This window comes from Rhizobium sp. SVR5-9E, from assembly GCF_056755095.1.
Genome location: NZ_JBNDHS010000031.1, coordinates 44,074 through 61,533, shown reverse-complemented (window position 1 = coordinate 61,533; position 17,460 = coordinate 44,074). Strand labels below are relative to the sequence as shown.

Below are 17,460 nucleotides of genomic sequence, written 5' to 3'. Positions count from 1 at the left end.
TCTATTCGATCTCCTTCCCGGAGGGGCTGACAGTCCGTCAGATGTTCAACCGCATGGGCGAGGATGCCGTCCTCGAAGGCGAAGTGCCGACGGCGCTTCCGCCGGAGGGCAGCCTGCGCCCGGATACCTACAAGTTCTCCCGCGGCACGAAGCGCACCGAGATCATCGACCAGATGGCCGCGGCGCAGACAAAACTCGTGGATCAGATCTGGGAGAAGCGCGATCCTTCGGTCCCATTGAAGTCGAAGGAGGAGTTCGTCACGCTCGCTTCGATCGTCGAGAAGGAAACCGGTGTTCCCGACGAGCGGGCGCATGTCGCATCCGTTTTCCTGAACCGCCTCAGCAAGGGCATGCGGCTGCAGTCGGATCCGACGATCATCTACGGTCTTTTCGGCGGGGACGGCAAGCCGGCTGACCGCCCGATCTATCAGTCGGATCTGAAGAAAGAGACGCCCTACAATACCTACGCGATCAAGGGCCTGCCGCCGACGCCGATCGCAAATCCTGGCCGCGACGCGCTGGAAGCAGTCGCCAACCCGTGGAAATCGGCAGACCTCTATTTCGTTGCCGATGGCACGGGAGGGCATGTTTTCGCGGCGACACTTGACGAGCATAACGCCAATGTAAAGCGCTGGCGTAAGCTCCAGGCCGAAAAAGGGAGCGACCCGAATATCGCGGTTGACGGCCAGCCAGGATCGGCGCAAGCCGACGAACCTGCTCAACAGAAGAAAAAGACAAACTGATTTCGGAGGCTCGGATGGCTTTGCAGTCCATGACCGGTTTTGCGCGGCGCGAGGGTACGAGCGGCCGCTGGCGCTGGGCTTGGGAATTGCGGTCGGTCAACGGTAAGGGGCTCGACCTCAGGCTTCGCTTGCCACCCGGTCTCGAGCGCATGGAAACCGATGTGCGCCGTGTCGCGGGCGAGCAGTTCAGCCGCGGCAACATGCAGGCCAATCTCTCGGTTTCGGCGGGCGAGAACCGTTTCGAGGCGGTCCTCAATCAGGAAACGTTGGCGAACGTGCTTGCGCTGCGCGATCAGCTTGCCGGGATTATCGATCCCGAGCCGCTGCGCCTGGACACGCTTCTGTCCATCCGCGGGCTCGTCGAGTTTCGCGAGACCGAGGATAGCGCGGAAGAGATTGCCGCGCGCGATGCGGATATCGCGACAGGCCTGCTGACGGCTCTTTCCGACCTCAAGCTCATGCGCGAGCAGGAGGGGGCTGCGCTGTCCCGCGTGCTGCTCAATCACGTTTCGACCATCGAGAACCTGGCGCATGCCATTGAACGCGACCCTTCGCGCACGCCGCAGGAAATTTCGGCACGGATCAAAGCGCAGATTGCCTTGTTGATGGACGGCGCGGGCACGCTCGACAGGGACAGGTTGCATGCGGAAGCCGCGCTGCTCGCCACCAAGGCCGACGTCAGCGAGGAGATCGACCGGCTGAGGGCGCATGTCGCGGCGGCACGTGATCTGTTAGGGCGCGGCGGTCCGGTTGGCCGCAAGCTCGATTTCCTTGCACAGGAATTTAACCGTGAATCGAATACCATCTGTTCGAAGTCGAATGCGGCGGCGGTCACTGCCGCCGGCATCGAACTGAAAGTCGTCATCGACCAGTTCCGCGAACAGGTCCAGAATCTGGAGTAGGACATGAAGCCGGCGAAATCCTCGCCCGTTCCGATCGCTCGCCGCGGTCTGATGCTCGTCATCTCGTCGCCGTCCGGCGCAGGCAAATCGACCATCGCAAGGACGCTGCTGGCGCAGGACAGCCAGATCGGCCTTTCCGTCAGCGTGACAACGCGTCCGCGGCGCCCGAGCGAAGTCGACGGCATTCATTATCATTTCATCAGCATCCGCGAGTTCGAGCGGCTTCGCGATTCCGATGCGCTGCTGGAATGGGCCGAAGTGCACGGCAATTTTTACGGCACTCCGCGCGAGCCGGTGGAAGCGGCGATGGCTGAGGGGCGGGACATGCTTTTTGACATCGACTGGCAAGGCGCCTTGCAGCTGCAGGAGAAGATGTCAGCGGATGTCGTTTCCATCTTCGTTCTGCCGCCGACGATGACCGAATTGCAGTCGCGGCTTCACCGGCGCGCTGAAGATTCCGAAGACGTGATTGCACGCCGTCTGGCTAATTCCCGCGCTGAAATCGCGCATTGGCGGGAATATGACTATGTGATCGTCAATGACGATCTCGAGGCAGCCTTCGATGCGGTCCAGTCGATCGTAAAGGCCGAGCGTCTGCGCCGCGACCGGCGGCACGGCGTTTTCGATTTCGTCAGCAAACTGTTGGAAGAGACACCGGTTCTCTAAAGCGAATTCGCAAGCAGGCAGAATTCTTCGACCGAGAGGGTTTCGGCGCGGCGTTGCGGATCTATGCCTGCCTTGTTCAGCAGGTTCTCGCCGCCAAGCGGCTTGAGGCTCTGGCGCAGCATCTTGCGCCGCTGGCCGAACGCCGCCTGCGTGACCTTCTCGAGATTGGCGACGGCGCAGGGGATCGGGTTTGCCTTCGGCGTCAGATGCACCACCGTGGACGTTACCTTCGGCGGTGGCGTGAAGGCCTGCGGGGAGACGTCGAAGGCCATCCGGGCATCGGTGCGCCAGCCGCAGAGAACGCCCAACCGGCCGTAGTGGTCGTCGCCCGGTTCCGCGACGATCCGCTCGCCGACTTCCTTTTGGAACATCAGCGTCAGGGATTCCCAGAACGGCGGCCATTGCTTTGGCAACAGCCAGTTCACGAGCAGCTGCGTGCCGACGTTGTACGGAAGATTGGCAATGATCTTGACTGGTCCTGCAGGCGCCAGCGCCTCGAAATCGGTCTTCAGCGCGTCACCACCGAGCACATCAAGCCTGCCGGGATAATGATCCGATATTTCCGCCAGCGCGGGCAGGCAGCGCGGATCGCGCTCGACGGCGATCACTTTTCTCGCACCCAGCGCCAGGATGGCGCGCGTCAGCCCGCCGGGCCCAGGCCCGACCTCGAAGACGGTAGAGCCTTCGAGAGATCCAGCGGTGCGCGCCACCTTCTGCGTCAGGTTGAGATCGAGAAGAAAGTTCTGGCCAAGAGCCTTGCGTGCATCAAGGCCGTGACGCTGAATCACGTCGCGAAGCGGCGGCAGGCCATCAAGTGCGGCCATCAGCGCTGTTCCGCCGACCGGCTGAGTTGGGCTGCAAGCTTCAGGGCTGCAATCAGGCTCTGCTCACGCGCAATGCCTTTGCCGGCAATACCAAAGGCCGTCCCGTGATCCGGCGAAGTCCGCACGAAAGGCAGCCCGAGCGTCACGTTGACGGAATCGTCGAAGCCCAGTGCCTTTGCGGGAATCAGCGCCTGGTCGTGATACATGCAGATCGCGACATCGTACCGGGCGCGTGCCTCGTCGTGGAACATGGTATCCGCGGGCAGGGGGCCAATGGCGTCGATGCCTTCGGAACGCAGAAGTTCAATGGCGGGATAGATGATGTCTTCGTCCTCGCGCCCCATCGTGCCGCTTTCGCCGGCATGCGGATTGAGACCGGCGACTGCGAGGCGCGGCCTCTCTATGCCGAAGCGCTGCCTGAGCTCGGCATGCGCGATGCGGCAGGTTTCCGCGATCAAATCGCCGCTGAGCGCCTGGGGCACGTCCCTGATCGGGATATGAATGGTAACCGGGATCGCCCGCAGCTTGGGACCCGCAAGCATCATGACCGGTCTGACCGGCTTGCCGGTCGCGCGGGCGGCGAGGTCGGCTAGAAACTCGGTGTGTCCGGGAAACTTAAAGCCGGCCTCGTAGAGAACGGATTTTGCGATGGGGTTGGTAACAACCCCCGCGGCCTCGCCCTTGAGGACCAGCGACACGGCCGTTTCAATTGCGGCAATCGTGCCCGGCGCTGTCGCGACATGCGGTTCGCCCGCGGCCACTTGGACGCCGGCGGCAACGGGCAGGACGGGCAGCGCATCGACAAAAACATCGGCGGCCGTCGCCGCACTCGCTTCGGCTATTGCGACGGAAAGATCGAGCTGCCGCGCCCTCACCAACAGCACATCGGGATCACCGATCAGAAAGAAAGGTGGCAGACCGAGCTCACGCCTCCTCAGCCAGGCCATCAACGTGATGTCCGGGCCGATCCCGGCCGGATCTCCCTGCGTCAGTGCAAGCGGGCGCAAAAACGGGGTAGACACGGCGATCAGCGGTAGATGATCTGCGCCTTCTTGCGCAGCTCGTCCAAGTATTTGGTGGCGTTCTCGTTTCCTGGCGCGGTCTTGTTTGCCTTCGCCTTGTCGAGGTCCTCTTGGCGGAACATGATCTCGGCGGCCGTGTCATCCGACACTTCGCGCTGGCTGCAGATAGCGAGATACTCCACACCCTTGTCGGTCACCCGTGTCGCCGTGGTGTTGCCCTTTGCCTGTTCGACCAATGGTTTCCAGTCGGCCGGAATCTCAGGTGCCAGCATGCGGCCAAGGTCGCGGACGGACACATCACGCATTGTTGCAGCAAACACCTTCGCCTGGTCGCAACCCGGATACTTCGAACGCGATGCTTCGGCTTCGCTCTTGCGCTTGGCCGTGATGCCCTTCTTCGATTGCGGCACCACGAAGATGATCTGCTGCAGCATATATTCGGTGGTAACCGGCTTCTGCTTGTTGTTCTCCATCATGCGGCTGACAAGATCGCTGCTCGACATGCGTGCACTCGAGCCATATCGCGCGTTGACGACGCGCGGCCAGCTCATTTGCACGGCAATGAACTGCTTGAAGTGATCGACGCCGACGCCGGCCTGGGTGAGAATCTGCGTGAGCTGCTCGGTCGTGAGCTTATTCCCGGACGCAAAGCGCGCGAAGGAGGCATCGACGTCTTCTTTGGAGACGGACATTCGCACGCGCGAGACTTCCTGCCGTTTCAGTGTCTCATCGACCAGCGATTCTTCAGCAGCCTTCGCATCGGCTTTCTGATGCTGGAGACGCAGGAACGCCTGGCGTTTTGCGATATCGCCTGATGTAAGCGCAACGCCATTCACGACGGCTTTAACCTCGCTGGCCGCAAATGCCGAGCCGCCCTGCGGCTGAATGAGCGCCGCGAGCGCGCATAATGCAGCTCCAGCCAACAGAGATGTGACAGTCTTTCCTGCGCCAATCATAAGCCAGTCCTTCCCATAGACGCTGCGGCAGCAAGTACAGCTTTGCCGAGGTCGCCGGAGAGCCGTTCCTAAGCGACACTCCTATGCCTCATAACCCAATTGACGGCAATGTCCTGCATAGTGTTGCGGCGAAAGAAAGGCCCGCTTTCCTTCGCCGCTCAAATACTAATCAATTGTTGTAGATATTCTTTTCGATATCGCCGGAATATCCGATGTTCACATCGCCCAGGGTACGGAACGTAAGTCTGGCTCCGATGGTCCAGTCGCTTGCCGATTCGTCGGACGTATCGCGCTTCGAAGTATAGGCGATCGTGAAGATCGTGCACTCGTCTTCGTAGGAGAGACCAAGGGTCTTTCTGCTGACGACATCGTTGTTGAGGTCCCAGGCAATACCCCCGAAGACGGACCAATAATCCTTGAACCTGATCCGTCCCTTGGCTTGGATTTCGTCGCTGTCTTCGGCAAACCCGTAGTCCGGCTGAGCGGAAATATGGGTGTAGAGAAGCTGGCTCTGGAACGTATCGTTCTGGAAGCCGGTCGTGAGATCGCCGCGGCGGAAGGAGAGATCCTTCTCATCCAGACGGTAGGACGCGGCGAAAGAAAGACCCTGCGGCGTTTCGATGCCGCCAAGACCGACATAGTCGGAACGGGTCGTCTCAAGGCCGGAATTGGCGCCGGCATTGACGAGATCGTCCGTGTCAAACGAGTTCTGGCCGGCGAGCTGATAGGATTGCCCGAAAATGCCGTGAAGCTTGTAGCCGTTATCGAACGTCCCGGTGTACTGGAAGCCGATATTGGCCCGCGTTCCGCCCTCGATGCGATCATAGCCCGAGTACTTGTCACGCTCGAAGAGCGTCGTGGCGTCAAAGACGAAGCTCTGCGCGTCCTCATTCGGCAGGGCACCCGCCAAGGGCTCGTCGGGACGCGCGTAGATTTGCGCTATCGGTTCAAAGACGTGCGTGCTGTTGGCCGTCGTCATCAGGATTGGATAACGTGCCTCCAGGCCGGCAGTGATCATCCCGCGCGTTGCAGCGTCGCCATCGTCGAAATTGCCATCGTAAGGGGCAAGAGAATTGGGATCGTCCATGTTGAGCGCGAGCGCGTCGCCTCGTGCTGCAACGAGAGGCGTAAGAAGGACGCCCTGAGGTGTCACGAAAGTGCGCTTCCATTCCAATTCGCCGGTCAAGCGGGACGTCTGGCCCTTGAGCCCCGGGAAGCGGTTTTCGCCCACAGGGTTGTCGAAAAAGCTGTCGTGCGTGCGCGATATATTCGTGAAGTTGACGTCGAGCGAAAGTTCGCCACCCGCGAGCGGCTGCGGAGCGACCGCGTGATAGTCGATCACCGGATAGACGATCGCCTGCTGCTTTTCTTCCTCGCTGTCCGGATCGGCATCCTGCACATCGAAGTAGAACGAGCGGATGTCGAAATAATTCCGCTTGCCGAGACCTGTCAGGTAAACCTGGTTGGTGTGGGTCGTTTCATCGAAGCCTTGGAGCTTATAGGTACGCGAGAAGTTGTTGTCGGTCTGCGCCATGACATCCCAGCCGAACGTCCAGCGGGGATTGATCTTGAACTCTGCCTGAGACCCGATCATTGCGCGGCCATCGGCCTCGTGGTCGCTTGTGCCCTCAGTAAAGGTTTGCGGGCTCAGTTGGTCTATCCCGGCAACGCGCAGCGTGTGCGTGCCATTTTCAAACCGCTGACGGAACTCGGCGTCCAGAAGGAAGCCCTGGGTCGTATAGCCGGTGCCGTTAACCGTGACGTCCGCGCTCGGCGAGAAGACGTAATAATACGGGACGGTAACGCCGAATCCGAGATTCTGCGACGTACTGAAGGTCGGGAACAGGAATCCCGACTTCCGCTTCACGGTCTGGTCCGGAACCTCGATCCACGGAAGGAAAGCGATTGGCTTGCCAAGCAGTTCGAAGCGCGCTTTTTCCAGGCGGATCGTATGCTTCTCGCCGTTCTGAATAACGCGCTCGGCCTTTACCTGCCAGAAAGGTGGCCGCTCGGGGTGTTCGGCGCAGGGAAGGCACGCCGTATAGACGCCCTTGTTGAGGATCATCAAATTGTCGTCGACGCGCTGGCCGCTTTCGGCCGCGATGCGCGTATTGTCCGTGGTCTCGATGCGCAGCGCGCTGACGAAGCCTTGGGCAAAGTCGTCTGTCACGTCGATCTTGTCGGAATACATGCGGTTGCCATCGGGGCTGATCAGCTCGACATTGCCGATCGCCATCATCCGGCGCGTCTGCTGGTTGTATTCCACGCGCTGGGCCACCATTTTGTAGCCGGCGTAATTGATCTGCACGCCTCCGACGGCCGAAACGATCTGCTGGTCTCTGTTGTAGACCAGCTCATTCGCCGAAAGGATCATTTTCGCGTTGGGATCGATCTTCGGCTGCAGCCTTCCCACCGTCGTGCTCTGTTGCGCGAAGGCGGCAGGAATGGTTCCCGAATAGCTAACCAGAGTCGCCCCGGCCAGCAGGGCAACCATCTGTTTACTAAAAGTCTTGCGGTCGCCTGCCGCCACTAGCCGTCCTCCTGATGAAGCAGAATCGTTGCGCCGAGAGCCAACGCGACGACTACAGGAATCCAAGCCGCCACGAAAGGCGGCACGACTCCGCTGCTTCCAAACGCTCTAACAAGCGCCGTGACCACATAAAGCACGAAGCCTGAAAGGATTCCACCCAGAATCACCGACCTCGACTGGTTGAACCGGCTAAATTTTAGAGACACTGTTGCAGCAATGAGAGTCATCGCGACAAGCAGCAACGGTTGGGACAACAATGAGTGGAATTGCGTCTCCAGCGCCTTCGTCGGTATGCCAAAGGATTTGGCGATTGCGATTCGATGGGAAAGATCAAAAAAAGCAATGGTTTCAGGCGCCGTCAGGCGTTCCCGAACGAAATCCTGCTTCAAATTGGTGCGAAGTTCGACGGTTTCCTTGCGAAGGGCGATTTCGCCCGGCCGGCGTTCGACAACGTTCTTAAGAAGCCAGTAACCATTTTCCAATTTCGCCGATGCTGCATCCTGGCGCAGGATGACATGTCCGCTCGAATCGAAGTGGATCAAAACCGCATCGATCAGCAGCGTTCCGTTCTCTTGAATCGTGCGCGCTCCGATGATGACGTCATCCTTTCCGCTGATCTGGCGGAGCCATGGGATCTGCGGTTTGCTGCTCGAGGCTTTTTCCTGGCCGCGCCAGTCGGTTTCGACCAAAGCCGCCTGCCGCTGTCCCCAGGCCGCCAGCGGGTTGATGACCGTCATCGTCAGGACGCCGAGGAGGAAGGCGCCAAGCACGAACGGAGACATGAACTGCCAAACCGAAATGCCGGCCGCCCGCGCCACCACCAGCTCATACTTGCGGTTTAAGCCGATCAGGACCGTCATTCCGACGAAAAGCGCAATGAATGGAACCGTCTGCTGGATGATGAGCGGCAAGCGGACCGCAGTCATCAGCAGGCCGCCGGTGACGGTATAGCCGGGCAAGCCCGACATTCGTCCCGCCGTTTCGCTGAAATCAATGAGGAAGACGATCGAGATCACGCCCAGGAAGAACCAGATCGTAATCGCAAGATACCGGCGCAAGAAATAGCGCCCCAGAGTGCCGAAAATCATGAACGCCCTCCGGGTGTCTTGCCTTGAGCCGCGGACGGCAGCAGCCGTTCGATCTTCTGCCAGATGCTGGCCGCGCGCTCGCTCACCGCGGCTGGAACGGAAAGACGCTTGTGCAGGTTGAACGAGAGGATTGCTAAGACGGCGCTCACGATCGGAATCGCATACAGAACGCCGATATAAGAGGGATCGGTGTCAATCTGGTTCGCCGCGTAGAAGGAGGCCCAGCGCAGTGCAAAGGCGAAAGTAAGCGCCGTTACCATCGGATGCAGCCGCGCCTCGCGATGCGACCGTGCGTCGCCCGCAATCGCCAGTGAAATAAGCGCGAAGACAAAAGGCAGAATCCAATCGGTAAGCCGCCGGTGGAGTTCGGCGCTGTATGTTCCTGGCTTCGAAATATAGTCTTTGTCCGTCGGATCCGGATTGAGCAGGAAAGCCAGGTCGCGGTCGCTGGCGCGCAGCGTTGCCTGGCCGCGGTTCTCGGTCAGATCGGACAGATCGAAGGAGTATGAGTCGAATCTGATGATCGAGACATTGCCGTCGTGGGGTTTGCGCTGAACCTCGCCGTCACGCATGATGAGCGAGGTGCCCTTCTCGTCGACGGCACCTTCACGTGCATAGTAAATCATATCGGCGGTAGGATCGCGCTCGTCGACGACGAACAGGCCCTTCAGGACGCGGCCAGCCAGCCGCTCCGAAATCTGGACATACAGCCCATCATCGATCTTGCGGAAGTTCTTCTCTTCCATGACGGTGGACAGAAGATCGGCGTAGGCCGCTGCAATCATCTGGCGTCCGGCGGTCTTTGCTTTCGGTTCAACGACGTTGTCGACCAGGAAGGAGAACACGCTGATGAGCGCCGCGAGCACGAGGATCGGGCGGATGATCACGTCCCTCTTGGCGCCGGCCGCATCGATGACGGCCAGTTCCGAATCATTGTTCATCGTCGTCAGCGTTTGTGTGACGCCGATCACGACGGCGAACGGCAGCACGATGGGAATGATCGACGGCAGGATGAATGTCGCAAGCATGGCGAACGAGCCGATCGACTGGCCGCTATCTGTGACCAGGTTGATGCGTTGCAGCACTTGGGTGGTCCAGATGATAGCGAGTACAGGAAGGAGCGCTACGAGGAACATCTGGCCGACGCGCCGCAATATGTAGATCTCTAGTAGTTTCATGCCGGCCCTTGAACACACAAGCGATGCGGACGCACCGCAGCTGGAACCATCTAAGCTCTTTGCCGCGCTTTTGCGACAACCAGCCGTCATAATTTCATTCAAATTTCAGAATTTTTTGCGCGGTGTGATGAATCGGCTAGCGCAAAGACGCCAGCGAAAACAACCACAGCCAGCAGCCAACCGAGCACGACATCGGAAAGGAAGTGCGCGCCGAAGGCCAGCCGCATCAGCGGCGTGAGAATCGAGATTGCCAAAATCGGCAGAAACAGCCCGGTGCGTGCCGGCTGCGGTATCAGCACGAGGAGGCAGAGGAGCCAGCCGGCGCTCGCGGCCTCTCCGGAGACAAACGAGCAGTTCGACAGGCATTTTCCGGCAAAGGATCCGGCCTGCATGAAATCGAGTGTGCCGCCGAAGTCGAGTGTGCTGATAGGCCTCGGCCGGCCCGAATGCTCCTTGAGTATGAGGTTCACGATCAGGCCCGGCCCCAACAGCAGAGACGTCAGAGCGATTTTGAGGTTCCGAGCCCGAAGCGCGTTGAACGTCGCGCCATGATGTCCGTAACATGCAATCAGCATGATGAGCATCCCGATCGCGACGACATACGGCAGCCGGAAGAAGATTGTTCTGAGGATATCCAGAAATGCCGTCTGACGGGAGGGGAAGTGCCCGCAGATCTGCGCGGCGACATTGGAGCTCTTGCAGGTGTCAACAACGAAGAAATACCGGGACGCGGCGATGTCGATCTGCGGGAAGGCATGGAATACGACAAGCAGCACCCACCAGAGAGAGAAGAGGGCGACGAAACTACCGGCCGCCGTCCTGGGAAGGCGAATCTTGGGCCTTAATAGCTGGTTCTCGGTAGCGGACTTCACGTTGGACTTCTTTTCATGTTTTGCTGCGCTGCATCGAGGCGCTGGCTTTTTGACTCGGCACAGCGGATTTGTCCATGCCTCGTGATCAAGCCTTGTTTTAGGCGCTAAAACCCGAAATTATCGCGCCGGATAGGATTCTGAAGAATCCGAATGGAGAAAACATGTCAGCCAAATTCGATATTTCATTTTCAAAGTCGGCGCAGATCCGCGGCGGATTGACAATTCTTTTGAAAGCCAGCGAGTCCGATTTGGCGGCGGGAGCTGAAATTGCCGACCCGGCGGGCATCATTGCCAAGGCTGCGAAAATTGCGAAATTCGCCGCCAAATCGATGAGCGCGCTTGATCTTGTCGCCCCTGAAGGCTCTCACGCCGATCGCATCGTCGTCGTCGGTCTCGGCAAGGCCGCAGAGCTTGCGGCTCATGACTGGCTGAAGGCAGGCGGCACGGCTGCCTCGAAGGTCAAGGGTGTTGATAAGGCAACCATCTTCGTTGATGCCCCAGGCGTTACCGTCGACGGAAAGACTGCTGCGGATTTCGCGCTCGGAATGCTGCTGCGGGCCTACAATTTTGACAATTACAAGACGAAGAAGGGCGATGACGACGACGCGGCAAACGGCAAGACAGTCAAGGTAACGATCGTTACCAATGACGCGGGCGGTGCGAAGAAGGCCTTTGCAGATTCCGAGGTTGTCGCCGATGGCGTCAACCTCGCCCGCGATCTCGTCAACGAACCCCCAAATGTCCTCGGCCCGGTCGAGTTCGCGGCAAGGGCAAAGGAGCTCGAAAAGCTCGGCGTTGAGGTCGAAATCCTGACCGAGCGCGAAATGAAGCGTCTCGGGATGGGTGCGTTGCTCGGCGTCGCTCAGGGTTCCGCCCGCCCGCCGCGCCTCGCCGTCATGCAGTGGAAGGGTGGCAAGGCCAAGGACAAGCCGGTCGCCTTCATCGGCAAGGGGGTCGTCTTCGATACCGGTGGCATCTCCATCAAGCCGGCGGCAGGCATGGAAGACATGAAGGGCGATATGGGTGGTGCTGCCGCCGTCACGGGTCTCATGCATGTGCTTGCCGCCCGCAAGGCTGCTGTCAACGCCGTCGGCATCATCGGTCTCGTCGAAAACATGCCGGACGGCAATGCTCAGCGCCCGGGGGATATCGTCACTTCGATGTCGGGCCAGACGATCGAGGTCATCAATACCGACGCCGAAGGCCGTCTCGTGCTCTGCGACGCGCTTTGGTATTGCAACGACCGCTTCAAGCCGAAGTTCATGATCAACCTTGCGACGCTGACGGGTGCGATCATGGTAGCGCTCGGCAATGTCCATGCCGGTCTGTTCTCGAACGACGATGACCTGGCCGGGCAGCTGACGGCGGCCGGCACCTCCACAAGCGAGAGGGTCTGGCGCATGCCGCTCGGCAAGGAATACGACAAGATGATCGACAGCAAATTCGCCGACATGAAGAACACCGGCGGCCGTTACGCGGGTTCGATCACGGCTGCGCACTTCCTCAAGCGCTTCGTGCAGGAGACGCCCTGGGCACATCTCGATATCGCCGGCACCGCAATCGGATCGCCTCAGGATGAGATCAACCAGTCCTGGGCCTCCGGCTTCGGCGTTCGCCTGCTGGACCGCTTGGTACGCGACAGTTACGAAGCCTGATCGCCGAGATGACGGAAGTCCTGTTCTATCACCTGACCGAATCCAAGTTGGAGGACGCGCTGCCCCCGCTCGTCGACAAGAGCGTCGAGCGGGGCTGGCGTGTTGCGATCCAGGTGCAGGAAGCGGCTCGAAGGGATGCGCTTGACGCGCATCTCTGGACTTTCCGTGAAGACAGCTTTCTGCCGCACGGCACGGACGAGGCCGAACTTGCCGAAGACCAGCCGGTGCTGCTCACGGCATCCGCCGGAAATGCCAATGCCGCGACCGTGCGTTTTATTGTCGACGGCGCCGAGCCGCCGCCGGTCGATGCCTATGACCGCATCGTCTTCATGTTCGATGGATATGACCAGGAACAGCTCGAAGGCGCTCGCGCCCAATGGAAGAAGTTAAAAGGCGAGGGGCACAACCTCACCTATTGGCAGCAGACCCCCGAGGGACGCTGGGAGAAGAAGGCCTGAGCCTGCGGGCCGATCTTTGTTGCCTGACCGTCCGCTCAAATGTCAGTCGGCGCGCTTGAACGTCCACTTCACGACATAATCGCCATTGCGTTTCAGCTTGGCTTTGGTCTTCACCTTGACGCGACCGCCGAGCGCGCCCTCGGCCGTCTCAAATGCCTGGCGGGCTTCGGCCATCGCTGCGTGGTAGGCGCTGTTGTCGCGCTTCGGGCTCTCGGCGACTTCCTTGAGGAGGGCGGTCATCTCCGGTTTGTTCTCGGCCATGTCCACCCTCCTGACTCATCATTTGATCGCCGCCTTTTTAGGCTCAGTCGTGGAATGCTTCCACGAATTTGCGCTTGCCGAGCATGAAGGCGTCGGCGACATGGCGGAGCGGCGCGAGATCGACGTCGGATTTGCCCGCCTTGACGATTTCCGCAAAGCGCCGGTAGAGCTGAGGATATTCCTCTTCCGGAGCGGAGAATTTCAGCTCGCCATTGACGGAAAGCTTCGAGCCGCCTTCCGCAAGCTCCATCGTTCCGGCTGCCGTCTCAGCAATGATATCCCAGCTCTGCTTGCCGGTCTGGCGCCAGTCGAATTCGGCGCGAACAGGGACATCATCGGCGTTCTTGAAGTGCAGATCGGCGGCAATCGGCGCGTCTCGGTTTTCCGGGAATTCCAGTGTCGCGCCTGTCAGGAAGATCGCCTTTGGCAGGATATGGGTGACGATCGACAGCGCATTGATGCCGGGATCGAAAACGCCGAGGCCGCCTGCCTGCCAGATCCAATCCTGGTTCGGATGCCAGTGGCGCACGTCCTCTTTCCAGATGACGTGGACGCTTTTGATCGTCGTCGACGCCAGGAAGGCTTTTGCAGCTTCGACAGCGGCGGCGTAGCGCGAGTGCCAGCTTGCAAAAAGCGAAAGACCCTTTTGGGCTGCCAGCGCTTCGAGGTCGGCGACCTCGCTCAATGTGGCCCCCGGCGGCTTTTCGAGGAAGACATGCTTGCCAGCGGAAAGCGCCTTGTGGGCGGCCTCGTATCGATACTGCGGTGGCATGCACAGCGATACGGCGTCGATCGCCGGCACGGCGTCCAGCATGGCCTCGATGCTGGTGAAGCTTGGGATACCTTCGACCGTGCCATGGCGGCTCGCCGTCGCGATGAGCTTGAAGTCGGGGTTCTTGGCGATCGAGGGAAGGTGCTGGTCGCGGACGATCTTGCCGACGCCGACGATGGCGAGATTGATGGGTGACATGGGATAAAGCTCGCGTTCGGTGTTTCGCTCAAAAGTATGATTTATTGCGCGGTGTTTTATCAGAATGTTACCGCCGGGCAAGCCGCGTTGTCACGTCTTGAACGACGTTGCTTCGACCAGTTGGGATATTTCGTAGGCAAACGGGCTGGCTAGCCCGCCATGGCGTCCTCGTATTCGGCCGAAAGCTCGAGCCACTGTTCCTCGGCCGTTGTGAGCTTCGATGCCGCCTCGGCGCGCTGCCTGGCCTTCTCCGTCGCCTTCGCCGGCGTCTTTTCGTAGAGGGCCGGATCGGCAAGCTCCGCATCGAGGGCTTGAATCTGTTTCTCGAGCTTTGCCGTCAAGGATTCGATTTCGTTGATCTTCTTCTTGAGGGGCGCAAGCGAGGCGCGCTTGCCGGCATTCGCCTTGCGCTGATCGGCCTTGGAGGAAGCTTCTTCACCCGGCTCGGGCTTTTCGTCCTTCTTCTTGCCAGAGGAAACGACGATGTTGCGATAGTCTTCCAAGTCGCCTTCGAAATTCGAAACCGTGCCGTTGTTGACCAGCCAGAGGCGATCGACTGTCGCCTCGATGAGATGGCGGTCATGCGAGATGAGAATGACGGCGCCCTCGTAGTCGTTGAGGGCCTCGATCAGCGCCCGGCGGCTGTCGATGTCGAGGTGGTTGGTGGGCTCGTCGAGGATCAGAAGGTTCGGCGCATGGAAGGCGGCAAGGCCCATCAGCAGACGCGCCTTCTCGCCACCGGAAAGATCCTTGGCAGCGGTCGACATCTTTTCCGTCGCAAGTCCCATCTGCGCGACGCGGGCACGCACCTTTGCCTCGGGTTCGGTCGGCATCAGCCGGCGCACATGCTCGACGGGCGTCTCGGCCGGGACGAGGTCGTCGAGCTGGTGCTGCGCGAAGAAGCCGATCTTCAGGTTCGGCGCGAGTTTGATTTCGCCTCTTTCGGCCAAGAGCCGGCCGGCGATGAATTTCGCGAAGGTTGATTTGCCGTTGCCGTTGGAGCCGAGCAGCGCGATGCGATCGTCGTTGTCGATCCGAAGACTGATGCTCTTGAGGATCGGCTTGCCGGGCTCGTAGCCGACCGCGCCGCCCTGGATCGCCACGATCGGCGAGGCGGGCTGTTTTTCCGGCTCGGGGAAAGTGATCGGCTGCACGTGATCTTCGATCACCGCAGCGACGGTGCCCATGCGCTCGAGCGCCTTGACGCGGCTCTGCGCCTGGCGTGCCTTGGACGCCTTGGCCTTGAAACGGTCGATGAAGCTCTGCAGGTGTTTGCGCGCCGCCTCGTTCTTGGCCTTAGCCTTCATCTGCAGTTCGTCGGCCTCGGCCTTCTGGCGCTCGAACTGGTCGTAGCCACCGCGATAGAAGGTCAGTTTCTTCTGGTCGAGGTGGATGATCGAATTGACGGCGTTGTTCAAAAGGTCGCGGTCGTGGCTGATGACGATGACGGTGTGCGGGTAGCGCCGCACATAGTCTTCCAGCCAGAGCGTGCCTTCGAGATCGAGATAGTTTGTCGGCTCGTCGAGGAGCAGCAGGTCCGGCTCGGCAAACAGCACCGATGCCAGAGCCACGCGCATGCGCCAGCCGCCGGAAAAGGAGGACGCCGGCCGCTGCTGGGCGTCCCGGTCGAAACCGAGACCCGCGAGAATGCTCGCGGCCCGCGCCTCGGCCGAATGTGCGTCGATATCGACCAAGCGCATCTGGATTTCCGCGATACGGTGCGGATCGGTCGCCGTGTCGGATTCGGCAAGCAGCGCGGCGCGCTCCCGATCGGCGGAGAGCACGATTTCGATCAGCGAATCCTCCGTGCCCGGAGCTTCCTGCGCCACCTGGCCGATGCGGGCATTCTTCGGAATGGAAACCGAGCCGGACTCCGCACCGAGATCGCCGGTGATGATCCTGAAGAGCGTGGATTTGCCCGCGCCGTTGCGCCCCACAAGGCCAGCCTTCGTTCCCGCCGGGAGCGTTACGCTGGCATTGTCGAGGAGAAGGCGCCCGGCTATGCGCGCAGAGATATCGGTAATCGTGATCATGCGCGGCGTTTTGGCCGAAACGCGCGATCAAGGCAAGAGCGCTCGGACGAAGGCTAGCGCCCAAAAGCCTGCACCGGCTGGCGGCGGTTGGACTGGGCGGCAAGAAGAGCGACGCGGGCATTGGCCTGAAGCTGTGCCGGCGTCGCCGCATCGGAACTCAGCGCGATGCCAAGCGAAATGGTAAGCTTGCCCGGCCCACCTTCGGAAGTCGCGAAGACCATGTTGTCTTCCACCGAATTGCGCAGTCGCTCGGCAATCGCCACGGCATCGCGCATGCCGACATTGGCAAAGAGGAAGCCGAACTCGTCGCCTTCGATGCGCGAGACGAGATCGTTCTTCTTGATGGACTTGCGGAAGAGGCCGCCGAGCTTCTTGATCAGCTTGTTCCCGGCCGGCAGGCCGTATTTCTGGTTCACTTGCTTGAAATCGTCGATATCGACCATGATCAAAGCACTGCCCGCCGCACCTTCCTCGCGCTCGTAAAGTTCGTTGATTGCCTTGGTCAGCGCGATGCGGTTTGGCAGGCCGGTTAGCGCATCGGTCACCGATGCCGATTGCGCGGCGGCCATTCCGCGCTCCAGCGTCTCGATCCGCTCGGCGGCGGCTTTCAGCTTTGCTTCGAGTTCGGTTTCGGAGGAAAGGACGCTCTTAAGCGAGGCCGCGAGATATTCCATCTCGCTTATAAGAGATCCGATGCCCCGGTCGCCACTGCCGGAAATCGACTGCAGCAGGGCTTCAGCGGCGCGTGAAAAGGAGCGTTTCTGCTGGAGGCTTTCGGAAAGATGTTCTGCGGCTTCGAGCAGAAGCTTGCCCGCTTCGCTGCCGGCGGCTTCTGCGGCAATCCCGCAATGGCTGACGAGACGATGTTGCAGGCCGAGCGCATCGAGCTTCGCCTGCTGCGGATGGGAACCGAGCGCGGCAATGTCGCTGGCGAGCGCTGCATTGTGACCGGCGACCGCTTCATAGAAAAGTTCGTAATTTCGCGGCAGGCTCGCGATGTTAAGCCGCGCCATATGCTGCGCGATTTTTTGCGCCTCAGTGGCAGGAGCGGGGCGTGCGCCCTCGTTCTGCACTGCGTTTCTGGTTGCATTCTGCATAACCGTCCCTCGCTGCGTCAGCCCTGTCCGGCCGCGGCTGTTGTGGCGTTATGCATTCAAAGATTTTAAAATAGCTTGAATTTTCAGCAGTATTGGGTGGACTTATTATGAGGTGCTGAAGTACAGTTAATACAACCTTGAAGCGGCCATGCTCTAAATGATGACGGCCATGGGTATTCCTGATTTTGATCGTCGCGACAATCTG

16 protein-coding genes are annotated in these 17,460 nt (G+C 60.2%); 5 read left to right on the top strand and 11 right to left on the bottom strand.

The window, feature by feature from the left end; all coding sequences use genetic code 11:
- From mltG to gmk, 3 genes are all read left to right on the top strand, one after another.
- A partial coding sequence (gene mltG, locus ACPYOJ_RS16160) for an endolytic transglycosylase MltG (protein WP_481417168.1) occupies positions 1-743 on the top strand: 743 nt, incomplete at its 5' end.
- Between the two features lie 14 nt (positions 744-757).
- The gene (locus ACPYOJ_RS16155; protein ID WP_481417167.1) at positions 758-1,645 is read left to right on the top strand and encodes a YicC/YloC family endoribonuclease; all 888 of its coding nucleotides are present in this window, start codon (positions 758-760) and stop codon (positions 1,643-1,645) included.
- A 3-nt stretch (positions 1,646-1,648) separates the two neighbouring features.
- Complete coding sequence (gmk, locus tag ACPYOJ_RS16150) at positions 1,649-2,311, top strand: guanylate kinase (protein WP_481417166.1); 663 nt, start codon at positions 1,649-1,651, stop codon at positions 2,309-2,311.
- Here gmk and rsmA read toward each other — a convergent pair.
- From rsmA to ACPYOJ_RS16115, 7 genes are all read right to left on the bottom strand, one after another.
- Complete coding sequence (gene rsmA / locus ACPYOJ_RS16145) at positions 2,308-3,135, bottom strand: 16S rRNA (adenine(1518)-N(6)/adenine(1519)-N(6))-dimethyltransferase RsmA (protein WP_481417165.1); 828 nt, start codon at positions 3,133-3,135, stop codon at positions 2,308-2,310. The genes gmk and rsmA overlap by 4 nt on opposite strands.
- Positions 3,135-4,157 carry a 4-hydroxythreonine-4-phosphate dehydrogenase PdxA gene (gene pdxA / locus ACPYOJ_RS16140; protein WP_481417164.1) on the bottom strand — a complete coding sequence of 341 codons (1,023 nt, stop codon included), beginning with the start codon at positions 4,155-4,157 and terminating at the stop codon, positions 3,135-3,137. Before pdxA ends, rsmA begins: the two co-directional genes overlap by 1 nt.
- Positions 4,158-4,162: 5 nt before the next feature.
- A complete protein-coding gene (locus ACPYOJ_RS16135; RefSeq protein ID WP_481417163.1) occupies positions 4,163-5,113 on the bottom strand; it encodes a SurA N-terminal domain-containing protein in 951 nt (316 codons plus the stop codon).
- A 169-nt stretch (positions 5,114-5,282) separates the two neighbouring features.
- On the bottom strand, positions 5,283-7,643 hold the full coding sequence (locus ACPYOJ_RS16130) for an LPS-assembly protein LptD (protein WP_481417162.1): 2,361 nt from the start codon (positions 7,641-7,643) through the stop codon (positions 5,283-5,285).
- Positions 7,643-8,731 (bottom strand): LPS export ABC transporter permease LptG, encoded by a 1,089-nt coding sequence (gene lptG, locus ACPYOJ_RS16125; protein ID WP_481417161.1) that lies wholly within the window; start codon positions 8,729-8,731, stop codon positions 7,643-7,645. Before lptG ends, ACPYOJ_RS16130 begins: the two co-directional genes overlap by 1 nt.
- Positions 8,728-9,909 (bottom strand): LptF/LptG family permease, encoded by a 1,182-nt coding sequence (locus ACPYOJ_RS16120; protein ID WP_481417160.1) that lies wholly within the window; start codon positions 9,907-9,909, stop codon positions 8,728-8,730. The genes lptG and ACPYOJ_RS16120 overlap by 4 nt, the downstream gene beginning before the upstream one ends.
- Before the next feature lie 98 nt (positions 9,910-10,007).
- Positions 10,008-10,781: a phosphatase PAP2 family protein gene (locus ACPYOJ_RS16115; protein WP_481417159.1), complete on the bottom strand. Its 774-nt coding sequence runs from the start codon at positions 10,779-10,781 to the stop codon at positions 10,008-10,010.
- Between the two features lie 161 nt (positions 10,782-10,942).
- Here ACPYOJ_RS16115 and ACPYOJ_RS16110 point away from each other — a divergent pair, with 161 nt between their 5' ends.
- Together ACPYOJ_RS16110 and ACPYOJ_RS16105 are read left to right on the top strand one after the other, a co-directional pair.
- Complete coding sequence (locus tag ACPYOJ_RS16110) at positions 10,943-12,436, top strand: leucyl aminopeptidase (protein WP_481417158.1); 1,494 nt, start codon at positions 10,943-10,945, stop codon at positions 12,434-12,436.
- Between the two features lie 8 nt (positions 12,437-12,444).
- Positions 12,445-12,894: a DNA polymerase III subunit chi gene (locus tag ACPYOJ_RS16105; RefSeq protein ID WP_481417157.1), complete on the top strand. Its 450-nt coding sequence runs from the start codon at positions 12,445-12,447 to the stop codon at positions 12,892-12,894.
- A 42-nt stretch (positions 12,895-12,936) separates the two neighbouring features.
- Here ACPYOJ_RS16105 and ACPYOJ_RS16100 read toward each other — a convergent pair whose 3' ends face one another.
- The 4 genes from ACPYOJ_RS16100 to ACPYOJ_RS16085 all read right to left on the bottom strand — a co-directional run bounded on the left by ACPYOJ_RS16100 (position 12,937) and on the right by ACPYOJ_RS16085 (position 17,255).
- The gene (locus ACPYOJ_RS16100; RefSeq protein WP_481417156.1) at positions 12,937-13,155 is read right to left on the bottom strand and encodes a hypothetical protein; all 219 of its coding nucleotides are present in this window, start codon (positions 13,153-13,155) and stop codon (positions 12,937-12,939) included.
- Between the two features lie 43 nt (positions 13,156-13,198).
- A complete protein-coding gene (locus tag ACPYOJ_RS16095) occupies positions 13,199-14,125 on the bottom strand; it encodes a Gfo/Idh/MocA family protein (protein ID WP_481417155.1) in 927 nt (308 codons plus the stop codon).
- Between the two features lie 149 nt (positions 14,126-14,274).
- Complete coding sequence (locus tag ACPYOJ_RS16090; protein WP_481417154.1) at positions 14,275-16,158, bottom strand: ABC-F family ATP-binding cassette domain-containing protein; 1,884 nt, start codon at positions 16,156-16,158, stop codon at positions 14,275-14,277.
- A gap of 53 nt (positions 16,159-16,211) precedes the next feature.
- A complete protein-coding gene (locus tag ACPYOJ_RS16085) occupies positions 16,212-17,255 on the bottom strand; it encodes a GGDEF domain-containing protein (RefSeq protein ID WP_481417153.1) in 1,044 nt (347 codons plus the stop codon).
- Positions 17,256-17,460: the final 205 nt, after the last annotated feature.

Bases quoted from the DNA above. Each gene is read 5' to 3' on its own strand.
- ACPYOJ_RS16155 (WP_481417167.1), top strand. From the start codon at position 758: ATGGCTTTGCAGTCCATGACCGGTTTTGCGCGGCGCGAGGGTACGAGC.
- gmk (WP_481417166.1), top strand. From the start codon at position 1,649: ATGAAGCCGGCGAAATCCTCGCCCGTTCCGATCGCTCGCCGCGGTCTG.
- rsmA (WP_481417165.1), bottom strand. From the start codon at position 3,135: ATGGCCGCACTTGATGGCCTGCCGCCGCTTCGCGACGTGATTCAGCGT.
- ACPYOJ_RS16135 (WP_481417163.1), bottom strand. From the start codon at position 5,113: ATGATTGGCGCAGGAAAGACTGTCACATCTCTGTTGGCTGGAGCTGCA.
- lptG (WP_481417161.1), bottom strand. From the start codon at position 8,731: ATGATTTTCGGCACTCTGGGGCGCTATTTCTTGCGCCGGTATCTTGCG.
- ACPYOJ_RS16120 (WP_481417160.1), bottom strand. From the start codon at position 9,909: ATGAAACTACTAGAGATCTACATATTGCGGCGCGTCGGCCAGATGTTC.
- ACPYOJ_RS16110 (WP_481417158.1), top strand. From the start codon at position 10,943: ATGTCAGCCAAATTCGATATTTCATTTTCAAAGTCGGCGCAGATCCGC.
- ACPYOJ_RS16105 (WP_481417157.1), top strand. From the start codon at position 12,445: ATGACGGAAGTCCTGTTCTATCACCTGACCGAATCCAAGTTGGAGGAC.
- ACPYOJ_RS16100 (WP_481417156.1), bottom strand. From the start codon at position 13,155: ATGGCCGAGAACAAACCGGAGATGACCGCCCTCCTCAAGGAAGTCGCC.
- ACPYOJ_RS16095 (WP_481417155.1), bottom strand. From the start codon at position 14,125: ATGTCACCCATCAATCTCGCCATCGTCGGCGTCGGCAAGATCGTCCGC.
- ACPYOJ_RS16090 (WP_481417154.1), bottom strand. From the start codon at position 16,158: ATGATCACGATTACCGATATCTCTGCGCGCATAGCCGGGCGCCTTCTC.
- ACPYOJ_RS16085 (WP_481417153.1), bottom strand. From the start codon at position 17,255: ATGCAGAATGCAACCAGAAACGCAGTGCAGAACGAGGGCGCACGCCCC.